This window comes from Rhodococcus sp. UFZ-B548 (assembly GCF_903819475.1).
In the GTDB taxonomy this organism is placed as follows: domain Bacteria; phylum Actinomycetota; class Actinomycetes; order Mycobacteriales; family Mycobacteriaceae; genus Rhodococcus_F; species Rhodococcus_F erythropolis.
This window is the reverse complement of the sequence record NZ_CAIJDS010000064.1, coordinates 1-16,181: the sequence shown is the minus strand read 5'-3', so window position 1 is coordinate 16,181 and position 16,181 is coordinate 1. Positions and strand designations below refer to the sequence as shown.

Annotated in this window: 11 protein-coding genes and 2 pseudogenes; 7 read left to right on the top strand and 6 right to left on the bottom strand. The window is 57.3% G+C overall.

Going from position 1 to position 16,181, the window contains the following annotated elements; all coding sequences use genetic code 11:
* Positions 1-441: 441 nt before the first annotated feature.
* Complete coding sequence (locus tag H7C86_RS32845; RefSeq protein ID WP_182263074.1) at positions 442-981, bottom strand: HtaA domain-containing protein; 540 nt, start codon at positions 979-981, stop codon at positions 442-444.
* A 272-nt stretch (positions 982-1,253) separates the two neighbouring features.
* Positions 1,254-2,210 carry a helix-turn-helix domain-containing protein gene (locus tag H7C86_RS38060; RefSeq protein ID WP_182263073.1) on the bottom strand — a complete coding sequence of 319 codons (957 nt, stop codon included), beginning with the start codon at positions 2,208-2,210 and terminating at the stop codon, positions 1,254-1,256.
* Positions 2,211-2,407: 197 nt separating this feature from the next.
* On the opposite strand from H7C86_RS38060, the gene H7C86_RS32835 reads away from it, so the two are divergent.
* From H7C86_RS32835 to H7C86_RS32820, 4 genes are all read left to right on the top strand, one after another.
* Positions 2,408-4,042, top strand: coding sequence for an FAD-dependent monooxygenase (locus H7C86_RS32835; RefSeq protein ID WP_182263072.1), 1,635 nt, complete (start codon positions 2,408-2,410; stop codon positions 4,040-4,042).
* Positions 4,043-4,123: 81 nt separating this feature from the next.
* The gene (locus H7C86_RS32830) at positions 4,124-5,077 is read left to right on the top strand and encodes a VOC family protein (protein ID WP_182263071.1); all 954 of its coding nucleotides are present in this window, start codon (positions 4,124-4,126) and stop codon (positions 5,075-5,077) included.
* 85 nt (positions 5,078-5,162) lie between these two features.
* A complete protein-coding gene (locus H7C86_RS38055) occupies positions 5,163-5,897 on the top strand; it encodes a dienelactone hydrolase family protein (protein ID WP_182263070.1) in 735 nt (244 codons plus the stop codon).
* Positions 5,888-6,952, top strand: coding sequence for a maleylacetate reductase (locus H7C86_RS32820; RefSeq protein ID WP_182263069.1), 1,065 nt, complete (start codon positions 5,888-5,890; stop codon positions 6,950-6,952). Before H7C86_RS38055 ends, H7C86_RS32820 begins: the two co-directional genes overlap by 10 nt.
* 1,710 nt (positions 6,953-8,662) lie before the next feature.
* Here H7C86_RS32820 and H7C86_RS32815 read toward each other — a convergent pair.
* Both H7C86_RS32815 and H7C86_RS32810 read right to left on the bottom strand, forming a co-directional pair.
* Positions 8,663-9,166 (bottom strand): FAD-dependent oxidoreductase, encoded by a 504-nt coding sequence (locus H7C86_RS32815; protein ID WP_259349369.1) that lies wholly within the window; start codon positions 9,164-9,166, stop codon positions 8,663-8,665.
* Positions 9,167-9,777: 611 nt separating this feature from the next.
* A pseudogene (locus H7C86_RS32810) lies at positions 9,778-10,714 on the bottom strand (integrase core domain-containing protein); the annotation flags it as partial.
* Positions 10,715-10,824: 110 nt separating this feature from the next.
* Here H7C86_RS32810 and H7C86_RS32805 point away from each other — a divergent pair.
* Positions 10,825-11,191: pseudogene (locus H7C86_RS32805) on the top strand (catalase-peroxidase); the annotation flags it as partial.
* A 1,063-nt stretch (positions 11,192-12,254) separates the two neighbouring features.
* Positions 12,255-13,274: a helix-turn-helix domain-containing protein gene (locus H7C86_RS32800; RefSeq protein WP_182263068.1), complete on the top strand. Its 1,020-nt coding sequence runs from the start codon at positions 12,255-12,257 to the stop codon at positions 13,272-13,274.
* Positions 13,275-13,318: 44 nt separating this feature from the next.
* On the opposite strand, the gene H7C86_RS32795 is transcribed toward H7C86_RS32800, so the two are convergent.
* Positions 13,319-14,368 (bottom strand): alcohol dehydrogenase catalytic domain-containing protein, encoded by a 1,050-nt coding sequence (locus H7C86_RS32795; protein WP_182263067.1) that lies wholly within the window; start codon positions 14,366-14,368, stop codon positions 13,319-13,321.
* A gap of 837 nt (positions 14,369-15,205) precedes the next feature.
* Between H7C86_RS32795 and H7C86_RS38050 the strand changes: the two genes are divergently transcribed.
* Complete coding sequence (locus H7C86_RS38050; protein ID WP_397517285.1) at positions 15,206-15,781, top strand: three-helix bundle dimerization domain-containing protein; 576 nt, start codon at positions 15,206-15,208, stop codon at positions 15,779-15,781.
* On the opposite strand, the gene H7C86_RS32790 is transcribed toward H7C86_RS38050, so the two are convergent.
* Positions 15,762-15,917 (bottom strand): hypothetical protein, encoded by a 156-nt coding sequence (locus H7C86_RS32790; RefSeq protein WP_182263066.1) that lies wholly within the window; start codon positions 15,915-15,917, stop codon positions 15,762-15,764. The genes H7C86_RS38050 and H7C86_RS32790 overlap by 20 nt on opposite strands.
* Positions 15,918-16,181: the final 264 nt, after the last annotated feature.

Here is a 16,181-nt window from a genome sequence, read left to right as displayed (position 1 = left end):
CATGAAAATCAATGTCCCATCTCGCGCCACGGGAAGCGGCTGATCGATCTAGCGGGATTATCCTGCTCGTTTGGCTAGGTTGCAGGGATAGTCGGGCGCAAAACCCCTCTCAGAGGGGCGAATTCGCTACATCGTGATCATCCCGCGGGGAGGGCCATCGCCACAATGATGGTAGATGGCAGATGGTCGATGAGTGGGCTGACTACTGCAGACACACATGAACGGCTAGGCAGTTCTCGGAGATGAGTGGCATAACAGGCGTCCTAGGGTGCTGCCGACTGGTTCAGTCCTGCGACCTCGTTGCGAGGGTGCATGCGGTGGCGTCATCGGAGTGTCTAATGGATGTGCTCTTCCGATATTTTTCGGGGCATATGAGGTGGTACGTCGCAGTGCTTAATGCAGCGATATAGGGAAAGCTGCAGTCCCGCAGGTGAGCTTTTCTCACTTCGCGGGCAGGGCTAGGTTCATACGAATATCCATGGAGCCGAAGGGTTCACCGACTGGGTAGACATCATTGAAGACATGCGCTGCACCAGAGGCGAGGTGAGTTGGAGTTGCTGTCCATGAAACCGTGTCGCCGATGACGACGGCGTCGACTTTGGACAGTGTGACGAGTGGGATCATACGGTGGGTGTCCGGATAGCCTTCCACATCGACGACGCTCATAATGGTGGTCTCCGCGCCGAACACAACCCAGGGATCGGCGATCAGTACGAACAACATCCCATGGTGTGCGGTGAAGCGGACCTGACCGCGGAACTTCAACGTCCCGAGGCCGGTACTGCGGTTGAAGTCCGAGGAGTCTGTGAGTTGGAAGTAGAAGTCTCCCGTTGATGTAGTTCCAGCTCCGCCGTTAACCAAGGTCTGCGCCCCAGGAGTTCGGGTCAGGTAGCTCAGGAAACTGGGTTTAAGTCGCCAGACCAGACCCGTCGCCAATCGCTCGCTCGAGGGCCCTAGGCTGGTACGAAGGCCTTTTGCCATTAAATTTCTCCATCCGTGTGGGTTCTCGTTGTCACTGCTTCATGCACTTGCCGAGCTCAGCTCAGCGCTCCTGCTCGGCCAGCATCATCGAGGTGGATCGATCACACGATCTGTCTTCGCCAAATGGGTAACGGCATATGGCGTCAGGTCAAGCAACAGAACCTCGAAACCGTCTCCCTGAGTGGCGCTTAGGCCTATGCACCCGTTTCATTCGAAGGCTCCGGTGCGAGGCCCGTACGAGCACTAGGGGCAGGGTAGGGAACCGTGCCTCTTCAATCTGCACACGCCTGACTGCGATACTCGCCGGGGGTCACACCAAACGTCGCTTTGAAAGCCTTACCGAAGTGTGAAGAGGTTTTGAACCCCCACCGTAGCCCGATCGCGGAGACTGGAACGGACCTCATGCCTGGGTTCAAGAGATCACGCCGGCACTGTTCGAGTCGGCGATGGTGAATCCAACCGGCAACGGTAAGTCCGGCCGTGCTGAATATGGTATGGACTCGTCGAAGTGACGTGAAGTGAGCGGTGGCGACCCTGGTAGGAGTTAGGTCAGGATCGGAAAGTTGGGCATCGATGTAGTCCTGCATCTGCTCGAGGTCGATATCGCTGCTGCGGTGTAGCCGCGCTACGTGAATCTGACTCTGAAAAAGCGTCGATGCGATCCCAATCACATTGTGTGCGAATAGGTGTCGACTTCTATTGGGAATGTTATCAGCGACGTGATCGAAGGTTCTCAGGACCGCTCCGGCGGCCGGCGTGATCCCTTCGGTTGCTGCGAGTCGGACTGCGGTCAGCTCCGACATACGCTCTCGTGGAACGTCCAAAAGGCGTTGAGGGAATTTCACACACAGGCTGCGATAGTTATCGCTGCTGAGCACGGATGCAGGGGCCGTGGTGTCGAAGAGCGTGATGTCACCCGGATGAACCGTGGCTGTCCGTTCGGACTGAGTGAACTCACCGACCCCCTCGATCTGAAGACACAATAGGTAGTCGGGTCGTTCACCTGCCTGGATACTGTCCGGTCTGCGGTGAGCAACGTGACCCTCCGTCGACATCGCAACGAACTCGATGCCACCGATTCTGCGTGTGCGCATCGAACCGCGGAATGCTGCCGGCTCGCCCGCATCGACGTGGAACTCCATGAAAGTACTGGTCAGGAGGGTTTGCCAGTCATGGATGTGGTGGACAGTGGTGGAACTGCCTGTGGATGGTGTGTGACCTGTGGGCATCTGTGTTTCCTCTTCAGGACACCGCCCCGAACCGGGTGGCCAGTTCAACTGTGCACGGATGGGACGGACTTTTGCATCCTACGCCGATGTGACGCAGGTGACATCGAATGTACGTTTCTTGAGGCATCCCGAGCCAGGTACTCGGGACTCGCCTCCTAAGAGGGCGTACGAGGCCCCAGGGAAGAGAAGAGGTAGCAATGACTGACAACGAGGTTCCGGTTCTGATCGTCGGCGGCAGTCTGGTCGGTATGACAGCAGCTTGTCTTCTCGGTCATCACGGGATTCCATCGCTGGTTGTAGAGCGTCACCGAGGCAGTGCAATCCATCCGCGTGCCGCACTCATACTGCAGCGCTCCATGGAAATCTACCGAGGCATAGGCTTAGAAGAGAATATCGAGGCGAGGTCGCGTGAGCAGTTCGATCAGGATGCCGCGATCATGTCCGTAGAAAGTTTAGCGGGCGAAGAAATCGCTTGGCACCTCCCCAGGCTAAACGATGGGGTTCGGGACCTAAGCCCATCGGAGCGGCTCTTCGCCTCACAGATTGCGATCGAACCAGTCCTTGGAGAGCGCGCCCGTGAACTTGGTGCAGAAACGCGGTTTGGCACGGAGCTTGTGGGTTTCGAGCAAGATGATGATGGTGTCGTTGCCGTGGTGCGAGATCGGGACAGCGATGAAAAGTCCAGCGTACGTGCGCGATACATGGTCGCGTGTGACGGTGCGCGAAGTTGGGTGCGCGAGCAGTTGGGAATCGGGCAGGCGGGGAGAGGAACATTCTCAAATAGTGTGACTATCTACTTTCACGCTGATGTGAAGCCGCTAATGCGGGGTCGCAATCTGGGTGTAATCATGGTCGTCAACGACACACTTCAGGGCTTCTTTCGGATCCAGAAACCGTACGAATCAGGGTTTCTTGCCGTGCATGGACTCGGCGACGCAAGGTCTCCGAATAGTGATGTGTCCCAGAACTTGACGGAAGAGCGATGCGTCGAACTTGTGCGAGCCGCACTCGGCGTGCCGGATTTGCCCGTAACGATCGATGATGTGATGCATTGGCAGGCGCGGGCCGACGTTTCCGACAGTTACAGGAAGGGGCGTATCTTCCTAGCTGGCGACTCTGCTCACGTGATGCCGCCCTATGGTGGTTACGGTGGCAACACCGGCATACACGACGCTCACAACCTGGCATGGAAGCTTGCTGCCGTTCTCAAGGGCTCCGCCGATCCCGGGCTGCTTTCGACCTACGAGGTGGAACGGAAGCCGGTAGCGCAGTTCACAGTCGAGCAGGCATATGCCCGCTATGTAGCGCGTGCAGCACCGTTCTTGGCAACCAAGGGAGTAGAAAAGCTAGTAAACGACGCCCATATTGATCTGGGGTATCGATACCAGTCCTCGGCGGTGATCGGCGGCTCAAATGAGGATCTCCCGATTCACAGCGACCCGCGTGAAACCGCGGGGTCACCTGGAACTCGTGCCCCACACCAGCTGATCGAGCGCGACGGACAAGAGCGCTCGATACTTGACTTGTTCGGGAAAAATGCTGTTCTTCTCACCGGAAGCAGCGGAACACGCTGGTCGATCCCCGCACGCAGGATGTCGCGGAAGCTTGGGATAGGACTCGATCTTCATGTGATCGGTGGTGCCGAGACGGGCCCCGAGATTGGGGAGCAATTCACCGCCCTCTACGGAATCACCGAATCGGGCGCTGTGCTTGTACGACCAGATGGATTTGTGTGCTGGCGCGCGCAGACTGACAACGATGCCTCCGATCAATCGATCGAATCGGCCCTGCAGTCCTTGTTGGGGCGAACGCTGAAACCGGCTGTCCTATAAAGGCTCTGAACCGTGCTCGGATTCAGTGCATCGCCTATCCGCAGAAACTAGAGATTTTTCCACCTATACGAGGAGAATAAGATGGCATTCGTAAAAGGCTCCCACCATGTGACCCTGTCTGTGGGCCACGCACAGGAAGACGTGGACTTCCACGTCAAGATATTGGGCATGCGGTTCATCAAACGAACGGTCCTATTCGACGGTTCGACTCCGATCTACCACCTCTACTATGGCAATGCGAATGGGGACCCGTCCTCGGTGGTGACCACTTTTCCCTGGGCGCAGGCAGGTTTGGTGGGGGAGTCCGGTACGAACCAGGCACGAGAAGTTCTGCTATCGGTTCCAGAAGGGTCGCTGGACTTTTGGCACCAACGATTGACCGAGCACAAGGTTGCGGTTGAGAACGTAGAGGTTCTCGACCGGCGTCGCCTGGCCTTCCGGCATCCGTCCGGAATCGAGTACGTCTTTGTCAGCAACGACAATGACCCGCGCCAAGGCCACCCTGGATACGGGGTGCCGGCGGAATTCGCCATCCATGGTATTCACGGCGTCGGTATCCACGTCACCACACCGGAGCGCATGGTCGATTTCGCGCAGAACTCCTTTTACTCTCAGGGGAAGATCCGGGAAGACGGTGACCGGGCGGTATTCCAGGTCGGTGATGAGTCCTTCGGCAATCACATTGAGCTGATCGGCAATCGGAATGACGATCAGGGTACATGGAGGTACGGCGCTGGCACCTTCCATCACTTCGCCTGGAACCTGGACAACCTGAGGAACCAGGACGAAATCAAGTTCGAGATCGAGGGCGCGGGATACACCGATATCAGCGAGTTGAAGGACCGTAAGTACTTCAAGTCGGTGTACGTCAGAACACCCGGCGGTGCCTTGTTCGAACTCGCCGTCACTCACGCGGACGGAGGGTGGGACTGTGACGAGTCCCCCCAGGAGCTCGGAACCAAGTTCCAGCTCCCACCTCAGTTCGAGCACCGTCGCGCTGAGCTTCTCGGGCAGTTGGAAGAAATCGACATCTGATCTCTGTATCGGACGGGTAACCCGAGGGAGTGCCGCCGACAATGACGGTGGTACTCCCCGCTTGAGATCGACGCTGAGGGAGGAAATGTTGCAAAACGGGAATCCACACCTAGATCAAGAGACAACTGTGTGGGGGAGCGACAGTCACTCTGCCCGAGCTGCCGTGCTTGCGGTCCATGGCCGTGGACAAACTCCAGAGTTCATGCGAGAGCAATCCGCACGGTTGTCGTCATCAGGTCTTCGCTTCTACGCGCCTTCAGCGTATGAGAACAGCTGGTATCCACATCCGTTCCTCGAACCGGTGGAGAACAACCAACCAGCACTGGCGAATTCTATTGAGGCGCTACGGATACAGCTTGCAGCTATCGAGGCTGAAGGATTCTCGACGGGACGGATCGTATTGTGGGGGTTCTCTCAGGGCGCGTGTCTACTTTCCCAGTTGCTCCTGACGGAACCGGCGGCGTACGCCGCGTCGATCATTTTCACAGGAGGCTATTTGGGGCGCGATGAGGCGTCGGTCCCAGCTAATGAACCACTCAAGGGGGTTCCCATACTCATGCGCAGCATTGAAAGTGACCCCTGGGTGCCTCGGTGGAGGGTGCAGCAGACCGCGCGGGTCTTGCTGGCATCTGGAGCCGACGTCGATCTCCGGATTGATCCAGGTAGCGAACACATCATAACGGAGCAATCGATGAGCGATGCCTCATGGATCCTCGACCAGCTGCCTTCTCTTCCGGAATCGTCTGGTACGAAAGACGACTCAACCAACCGACATGTCAAGGTGTCCACGAACCTCGAAGGGGACCACCAGTGTCTGTAGACTTTGATCATGAGACCCTAGGGCAACGGGTTGTATTTAAGTCAGGTCACGCCGCCGACAATCTCGCAGCGGAAGTCGGCCGCCTTCGTGCGTCTCGGGTCATGGTCATCGCGACAGAATTTGAATCCGAAACCGCGACGAAACTTTCGACCGGATTCGATGTTGCGCTTCACTATTCTGACGTAGCGCCACATGTTCCGATCGCGAAGGCGAAGGCCGCACGGGTAATCGCATCCGAGTACAATATCGACCTGCTCGTGTGTATCGGCGGGGGATCCACGACTGGTCTTGCGAAGGCAATCGCGATGACCACTGGACTGCCTATCGTCGCAGTACCGACCACATACGCTGGTTCAGAGGGCACCAATGTGTGGGGATTGACTGCCAATTCGCGAAAATTGACAGGTGTGGACAATCGAGTTCTCCCAGTCACCGTCATATACGATGCGGAGCTCACGCTGTCATTGCCAGTTGAGCTGTCGGTTGCGTCTGGCTTGAACGCACTCGCGCATTGTGTGGACTCTATGTGGGCCCCCCGGGCGGATCCCATCAATCAAGCCATTGCTAGTGAGGGGATTCGAGCTATCTCCGTGGGTCTCGAGGCGGTGGTATCAGATCCCACAGGTCTTGGTGGGCGAGAGCGAGCGCTGTACGGCGCCTACCTGTCTGCCGTAGCATTCGCATCGGCGGGGTCTGGAATGCATCACAAGATCTGTCACGTTCTCGGTGGTGCGTACGGAGTGCCACATGCCCAAACGCATGCAACTGTCTTGCCGCACGTTTTGGCGTTCAACGCGCAGCATGCTCCTGACGCTGAAATCCGTATTGCTACCGCGCTCGGTGCTGCTTCCGCTGTTGACGGTCTCGCTCGGCTGTACTCCGCACTCCGTGCACCAAGTGCGCTTAGAGAGTATGGCTTCGATGAAGCCTCTATTCCGGAAGCCGCTCGGTTGATTCTCTCGGCGATACCCGAGTCGAACCCGCATGCCGTCAGCATCGACGACCTTGAACGCCTCCTTCGTGCGGTTTGGTCTGGCAGACCGGTGGAGGGTTGACGAGCTTTACGTCGCTGGGTCGTCTCGACAGGGCTCGCACCGAATAGTCCGTGTCTCGCAGTGTCGAGGCTCGACAATCTTTCTGCCTCCCTGTTCTTCTTGCAATCAGCTCAGTTGTTGTCGGTCAGAATCGTCACTGTTAATACTCGAATGTCACGCGGTTTCGGCGCTGCAGATCCCCAGCCAAGCGGGGTCGATGCGCCACTGCGCCAGTATTCTGGTCGGATCAAGGGTGACCATTCGTGCTATGAGCCTTCGCCTCACCGTGCAGTTGGAGCAACCACACCCGCGACACGGATGCTACCACCGAATAAATATGCTGTCGCGCAACGCAGTTCACGTGTCCTCGTGAATCATCTCGTTCTCGGGATCGGGTCCGATCCCGAGAATCTGGTGTGAGTACGGGGTGCAGCCTTGAAACAGTGAAACTTTCAAATTCCCCGCCGATCTAGATTTTGCTGCGCCGGAATGTGCGATTGTGCTGTATGGACGAAAAATAGCAGTTGCAGAGATGGGACAGCGCCGATGATGCCGATGCAGATCGAGATCCGCGAGGCGCAAACCCTGATTACGTCGGCAACACCATCACCACCTTTTACGGCACTAGAGATTGCGAACGAAAGGTGACCAGGGACTGCCAGTCACGACGCACTCAACTGGTAGTTCCTGGTGTGCCTCAAGCACGTTGCGCGGGTGTACCCGAAGCAAGAACCGCTTCTGGTGGAGGGACAACTGCGCCGCGCACAGGAAGTCCGAGGTCAGTGAGTGATTGGCTGCGATCCCACATCCATGTCCATGCACCCCCGACATCGGCGGCGTGGATGAATCTCAACGAGGTGTGGTTCGGGATCATCGAACGCCAAGTGGTCCACCACAGAACCTTCCGAAGTGTTCACGAACTGACGAGCACGATCTGGACTTCACCGACGGTTGGAATCCGTGGGCGCAGCCTTTCGTATGAGCGAAGACTGCCGAGCAGATCCTGGCGCAAGCTGACCGTAAACAACTTCAAACTCGGGGCACTAGTGCCGCTCTAAGCCGAACTGTGTCCGGTGCGTGAGATGGCGCACCGTGCAGAACTCGACTCAGTAGTGTCGTCGGAACTCCGGTCAATGTGCCTTGATCTGGCTGGAACCTCTAGTCGATGTGTACCACCGACATCGCGGTTCAGGCACGTGTCTATGCAGATGTGGGCACGGCTGTCCGTATTCGGCGCGGGGATCGAACTCGCTGCAGCTGAGGAAGTTTGCGCTGAGCCTGATTCGCTTGCAACCCTTGGCCTCCTGACGGCGTTGGTGGACAAATCCATAGTCATTCGTGGAACGGGGGATCAAACTGTTCGTTTTTCACATGTTGGAGACCTTGCGTCTGTACGGAAGGCAACGGCTGAACGAATCTGTCGACGAGACCCAACTGCGACGTAAACATCTCGTCTGGCACCAGACACTGGCCGCGAGGGCGGAAGGCGACTTGCTGACGATCTGTCAGAAGGAGTGGAATAGCCGCCTGCCCCGGGAGCTACCCAACCTTCGCGACGTGATGCAGTGCGCTCTAGGGGTCAACCTGGAAGATCGAGAAATCGGGTTGCGCATAGCAACCAGCCTGTTCCCGTACTGGCTTTTCCCTGGACTATTCCGGGAGGCACGGTATCGATCGCACAGTTCATTGAGTGCAGAGAATGCGAAACCAGTATTCGTTAGGTAAACGGCTTCAAAGTTGGAAACCTCGGTGCGCCAACGCAAGACCGGGCATGATGTCGCCGACCGCGTACGCCCCGTTCATGGACGCACGGAGGCGTTCGTGGGTGCCGACAAATCCCTTGTCGAGGCCGATTCCGTTTTCTTCGAAACCATTACCGTCCGTGTGGGGTCCGCGGCCGACGGCGACCAACAGTAGGTCGGTATCGAATATCGTTCCGTCGCACAGTTCGGCGCCGACCGAGCCGGCTGCTTCTTTCGCGGAAACGATCTTGGTGTCTGACTTACAGACGCTTCCGCGTTTCCGGTAGGCCCACTCCAGCTGCTTCGACGACCACGGGTCCTCCGCGGCGATCAGGCGCGCGAGTGCCTCGACAATCGTCACTTCGGCACCGAATGAGAGCCAGCGGATCGCGAACTCGACGCCGCTACCGAGTACTGTCGTGCTGGTGGGCGCCCGGTCGAGTTCGAGTGCCTGGTCGCTGGTGAGGACCCGGCGGCTGAGGTGGATGCCCAAGGTGGGTTCGGTGGAGTGGAGCGACCCCTGGCGGGTCGGAGTGTGGCCCTACTGTGAGCGTTCTTGACACTGCTGTGTATCAATCGGTTTCGGAACCCTATGTGTTGCCGCGACCTTTTGGTGGTGTGTGCGGTGTTGAGTTCGTATAGAGCGAATACTGTTGTGACAGTGTATGTCTGGCGTTCGAATTTTGGGTAGTTTCGCGGTTCGGTGGATGAGGATGTACGACTTGGGTGGCGATGATTGTGAAGAGGTGGACACGTGGCGGAGTGATTTCGGTAGCCCGTCCCAGCCTCGTGCGGGTGTCGGGTTCCGGTTCACTTGCTACGACGAATTCGCGTGATGAGAAACACTATTCGGGTTTGGTAGATGAGAAGTGACGCGATCGAACTTTACGGCAGTCGGCCTACCACGAGAGCCGCGCAGTGACTACCGGGCGAGGCGCGAAGCCATTCGTCCCCATCCCCCGGCGCGGCGCGTTGATGAAAGTGCCGGGCCCGCCAGGTAAAACCCCTGATGGGTGAGGAGCGGGGCTATATTTTGTCGATGGAATATAGCCCGCGGCTTGGTCGTCTTGCTATCGAACATTGCCCCTGTTCAGTTCGAGTTCCATTCATTGCATTAGGCGTATGAGGAACGGATGTGGTTACACGATGCTGACCCCAGGCGGCAGGCGGTCGTCCCCCGCGCGCTGAATGCGGTCGATGGTCATTGGAGTGAACATTCCATACCTCGATAGCAGTGCGTCGTTGCTGCTCGCCGATGTACTCACGGGAGTACAGCGGTTCTTCGACGAGGATGCGGGTTGTAGCGTTCCACCTTCCTGTTGTGTTTCGGCGTGTACGGCTTGATCCGGTAGTGCCGAGCCTCGTAGAGCGAATGGGTTAAATCGACTGCGCGATAGCGTGATCCGTTGCCGCTGGTCGCGCATTCGATACGGGTGATGCCGTGTGCAGTGAAGAAGGGCCGGGCGTAGTGCATGAAATCGATTGCTGTTGCGACGGTTTCGTTGTCTCGTACCTCAGTGAATGTCAGACGGACTTTGCCGTCGATCGCGAAATGCAAATAGGTGTAACCGACGCGTGCCTGCTTGTTCTTCGTTTTCGGACGCTGCGATCGTTTGGCCTGGTCGGAGCCGCGGCCGTGGGAACGCCACCTGCCGGCGCCGGGGACCTGCCCGACTTTCTTCACATCCACGTGCACCATCTGGCCGGGTCGTTTCGTGACGATGAACTGCGGTTTTCGGTTCGTTTCGTCGTTCGGGTCGATGAACCGCGAGGGTGTAATCTCAGGTTCCGCAATATTTTCGTGACCGCCCGGCGAGCAATGACGATGATGTCGGTGCGCAGTTCGACGTGATACGCGAGGCCGCTGGAGCGGTCCTGTAATCCCAGGTCACCGCATTTGCGATATCGGTTGACCGACGTGGAGGCCGCATTGGTGGGAGATGCCCATCTCGGCGGCGACGTCGATGATCGAACGACTCTGTTACCGCTCGACCAGGTGTTGTCTTCCTTCGACAGTGAGTAAGGAATTACGGTGTGTCACAGGGCTGGCACTTTTTGGTCGGGAACGGTTGTGTCGCAACTCCCATTCTTACGCTGAGGACCAGCCCGGCTACTTCAACTCCGCGTCATCAACGTCCATACCCGCAACAACTAGGTCTGAGCGCTCCCGAGATGACCGTTCTCGTCGGCGGACTGTGTGGTCTAGGAGTGTCGTACAAGAAGTCGTCACACGGCGTTTTCACCGACACTCCGGGAAGATCGACCAATGACTTCTTCGTCAGCCTCCTCGATATGGGCATTGAAGGGGAGCCGATCTCACAGGAGGGTGTCTACGAGGGCAAGGACGCCAAGACGGGGAAGGTGAGATGGGCGGGAACGCGAAATGACCTCGTATTCGTTCGGTTCGAACTCGGAACTGCGTGCGCTTGCCAGTGACGATGCGCATGTGAAGCTGGTGCACGACTTCGTAACCGCCTGGGACAAGGTCATGATGGGTGACCGATTCGATCTGGGCTGACCCCGATTCGGGGGGTAGGTTGGCTCTGCTGACTTGCCGCCCCACAATCGGCAATCAGTCGGGACAGCCGTTCGCCCTCACGAAGTGGAAAGGGATGTAGGTGCGGTGCAATCGTTTGCGACGTTAGTCGTTCCGGATATGTGCCATGCGGAGTTTCCCCTTCTCTATTGGACACTGATACTGTGAATTCGGTTGGCATACACAGCGAAAGTTCAGGAAGTTGCGGGAAACGGATCACATATCGCCTGAGGTTCTCGTTGCACGATCGTCCTTGAAGAAGGCCGATTGCGCTCCTGCTGTTGCGAAATTCGTCCGGCCCGAGATACTCGCGTCCTGGTACCGATGCCGGGGCCCGAGCGAGAGACGCCTGAATGGAATGGCGTTCGATTTTCAGGAGGATTCGAGTGGTGCCCGACTCGTCGAGGCTGCCAGAGTAATCCTTGCGGATTTTTTCGAATCGGATCCGGGTGGGCTGAGTTCGGTCGTCGTGATCGATGTCGATCATCGGGTGTGTTTTCGGTATGACGGTGACTCGGCGCTTGAGTACATGATGAACTCTGCCGGAATGGTTGTAGGTTCCGATGCGCACGAATCGCGGCTTGGTACCAGTGCCGGGCATCTTTGTCTGCTGACGGGGACATCAGAATGTGTTGTTGGGCCCGAGCATTGGAATGACGAACTGGTCGCTATTGCAGAGGCGGCATCACCGATCAGGGGTCTCGATGGTTCGGTGTTGGGGGTGGTGGTGGTAATCAACCACCTTTCGGAGCATTCGTCGATGGCTGCATCGGTGTCGAGATTCCTGGCGAAACAAATTCACGAGTTGGTCGTTGAAGTAGACCAACGTCGAACGGGTTCGCTGGCAGCGTGTTTCGCCTCCAAATCTCAGAGCGAGACTCGTCTCGTTCTTGCAACCGACGGTACCCACTTGTTCACGCATACAGCTTCGCTGTGTCCGCAGGTCGCAGGCGGCGACTTCGACGGGTTGGTCAGGCATGCGCGTTCGGCGTTGTTGAACGGGGATTTCGGGTCTTGTCGGATCGTGCTGTCGGGTGGCGGAAATATGGATGTCGACCTCGAACCGGTGGTGTATCTCGGTGAGGTGACGGGGTGCGTTTTGACCGCGACTTTGGTGGCTGTGAGCGATATGCACGATGGCGGAGGATCGACAAGCCGTCAAGGTGCACACGTCGGCTCGGTAGGTCCACGTGACTACACGACCAACCTCACCGGTGACAATCGCAGAGTACAACAGGCAAAGAACCAGTCGTTGCTCAATCCGTATTTGAGGGCGCGGCAGGCAGTTGCCGTCAGTATCTCAGAGCATCGCAATCAGCTTCTCGTCGGCGAAGCAGGAACCGGCAAGAGCACAATGGCGGCAGCGATGTTCACCTCGCAATATCCCGGCGCTGCAATCGAGACAGTCAACTGCGCGCGGCTCGATGTCTCTGCTGCAGTGGAGAGATTGTCGACATCGTTATCAGATCGAGCGTCACATCGACTATTAGTCCTGCGATCGCTGAACAGTCTCAATGTCAACGACGCACGCGCACTAAACAACGCCCTTCTCATTCTTTCCAAGGCAGTTGATCCGCCGATGATCATCGGTTGTGTCGACGCAACTGCTGTTGACCAGAGTCACCCGTACGCGCTTGTAGGCGCACATTTTCGCGAGGTGACTCGAATACCTGCGCTACGGCATCGTGTCGACGACATCGCTGACATCGCTCGCTCCATCCTTCGTGAGATCTCGACCCGGCACTCGTTGCGACTTGGAATGCAGGTCGTTCGGGTCTTTGAAGGATATTCCTGGCCGGGGAACATCAGTGAGCTAAAGGACGTCCTCAGGCATGTGGTGACGAACAAACCCTTTGGCGAGATCCAATCATCGGACTTGCCACGACTGCACTTTCGTGATGTGACCCGCAAGCTCTCGCCCCTAGATACTGCGCAATGCGACACGATCATCCAGGCGCTGTATGAAGTAGGCGGAAATCGGTACGACGCTGCTGCTCTGCTCGGAATCAGTAGGTCCTCGTTGTACAGGAAGATTGATTCATTCGGGATCAGCTATATCGGCTGAGATTCCGCCATATTGGGGCGGAATCTCAGCCGAAATATGGGTGGCTAGGAGGACGGCGAGATGATTACTTTGAGTGCCTTGTTGTCGGCTGCATGAGCGAATGTGTCATACGCTCGGTCGATTTCGTTGAAGGTGAATGAATGTGTGCCCATCAATTCTGATCGGATGCGTCCTGTTCCGACCATTTTCAACAGCGTCGGGATGGAGACGGTGTCAACCAGACCCATGGTCAAGGTTAGGTTCTGGATCCACAAGTCCTGCATCGGCAACTCGACAGGGGTTCCGTGGACTCCAACATTGGCGATGGTGCCTCCGGGACGCACCAATGATGCTGCAGTCAGAAGTGTTTCCGGATAGCCGACGGCTTCGATGGCCACATCGACGCCAAGGCCATCTGTGAGTGCTATGACATCGGCGACGGTTCCCGGCCCGACTTCGACGACGTCTGTTGCTCCGAATTCGAGTGCTTTCTCAAGCCGGAACTTATTGGAATCGATGGCGATAGTGCGGGCCGCACCCCACAATCCGGTCGTGAGAATCGCCGCCAGCCCCACCGCGCCGGCTCCCACTACCGCAACCGTGCTGCCGGGGCGAACCTTGCCCGCCAAAACTCCAACTTCGTACCCGGTGGGCAGTGAATCGGCGAGAAAGATCGCCTGTTCATTGGAGATGTCGTCCGGAACTGCGTACAAGGACGTATCGGCGTACGGAACACGAACGAACTCCGCTTGCGTGCCGTCGATCAGATGTCCGAGGATCCACCCGACCCCACCGACGGTTTGGCAGTGCGATGGCATACCGGATTGGCAGTACGCGCATCGACCGCACTTGGTAACAGCAGGGACGAGGACACGATCTCCGACGGAGAACGAGGTTACCGAATCGCCTATCTGGGTGACCGTCCCGACTGCTTCATGACCGAGGATTCGCCCTTCAGTGACGGCGGCGACATCGCCGGACAAGATGTGCAGGTCCGTCCCACAGATCGTGGTCGTGTCCACTTTGACCACAACATCGGTCGAATCCTCGATGACGGCATCAGGCACTTCCTCCCACGATTTCTTGCCGGGACCGTGATAGACGAGTGCTTTCATGTCTGACTCCTTCGACGATGACACCCACGCCTTGTCGCGCGGATGCTTCGACGGTATTGCTCCACGCACTTCGAATGCGCATGTTCGCATATCTGGGACACGCCCTGGCCGTCACTAGCGAACTACCTCAACGCTATTCCCGAGTTCGGGATCCTGAGAAGCGTGGTTCTTTGTTCGGCGCGGCCTCTTTGCCGACGAATCGTTGTGGCGACAGATTCGGTCAAGGTTGCAAGTGCTCATGTGATGGCCTGCGCCCGGTTCAAGCAAAAGGATACGAGGCGGTGACTGGATACTGCTGGCATGCTCCGGGCGTCGGCGGGCACGACGAAACCTGTCTGGAGGAGGTACAACGGGCCGCTGCTGGGTGCGAATACGCTGGATCACTCTTCATCCTTCAGTGAAGCCAGAGCATCGCAGTCAAAGAGTGTGAGCTGCGACCACTCAGGATAGTATCCACTGAGGATAATAAAGGAGCTGAGTGTAATTGTGATTTGGCGGAGTGGTGGCGCTCAGAGAAATGACCGAGTTAGCGGGACACGTCGCAAATCTCGACAGCAAGTTAAATGAATTTACTGCTCGGTAGCTGAAGTGCATGAATCATTCGGCTCTTTCTATTAGCTCCTGATTACCCATCCGCTCCTCTAATGCACGCTCGATCTTGCCTGATCAGAATCTAGTTCTTTTGAAACTGAAGCCCAGGTATTGAATTGTCAGTCGAGAGTTCCCAGACGGCGATTACCCCTAACATTGCATGCCCAAGCCGTCGAAGCCGATTCCAACGTCTTCTTTGGAACCGTAGACGGCATCTGGAAATTTCGTACCTTCTTACTGCTGGGGATGAATGGAATGAGGCGTATTTTCCCTATGCTGGACATGATGGCGATATTGGTGATGAGCGTATTGAGCGAGCCCGCCGCATTTGCTGTGCGAGTTATACGGACCCCACCACACTCGCAGGCGATGGAAAGATCCGTTTCCTCGAACATAGACGCGTGTACTGTGCCGAGTGCTTCAATATCGATGAAAGCAACTGTGCGACAAAATTATCCGAACAAATTGAGCGCGACGTTCCCTGTCCACGGGAGAACGAACTGCAAACGTCTTGATGAACTCGGCGGACACACAAGAAAGGGGACCGGCGAGGCCGGTAGACACCGGCACCCGTTAGCCGATATTTACATCAAGAGCCTAGCTACCTTCCCGGCCACACCCGTCAACATCGTCGACGCTGCCGTCGCTGAGGCGTATCACCGCTTCGACTCCGCGCAGGTGCGCGACTTCGTCGCCCCCTGTTCGTCGAGCCGCGCGCGAAAAGATCTCTCGCCTCTCAGGTTTCTGCGTGACCCGAGATGCGCGCAGGCGAGCTGCGCTCGCGCTCAGGCCAGTGATTTTCTTACTTGTGCTGCGGATTGAAATCGACGAAGTGAGCACCGAGGTCGGAAAGGACAGTGACACCGGTGACCGAGTACTGCAAAGCGGATATCTGGTGGCGCGTCGACGGTGCGTTGATGCCGAGGCGACGGCACGAAAGACGCTGTACGAGTTCCATCGCGTGGTCGACAACTTCCGCTCAAGGTTTCCCGAGCTAGAGCCGCCCCTCGGAATCTGCGCGACACCAGTCGCTGACCGGGGTAGCTGGACGCGGGCAGTCCTATCACTCAACCGCACTGAAAGATGACGAGACGGGTGCGCTCCGACCTATCCAAGACCGAAGTAGGGAAATGCTACTGCGCGGTCGCGTCTGCCGAGTGTCCGCTAACTAACCTCAATCTTTCATGAGAGGCCTCTGCCGGCCTGATCGGTTCACCGATCA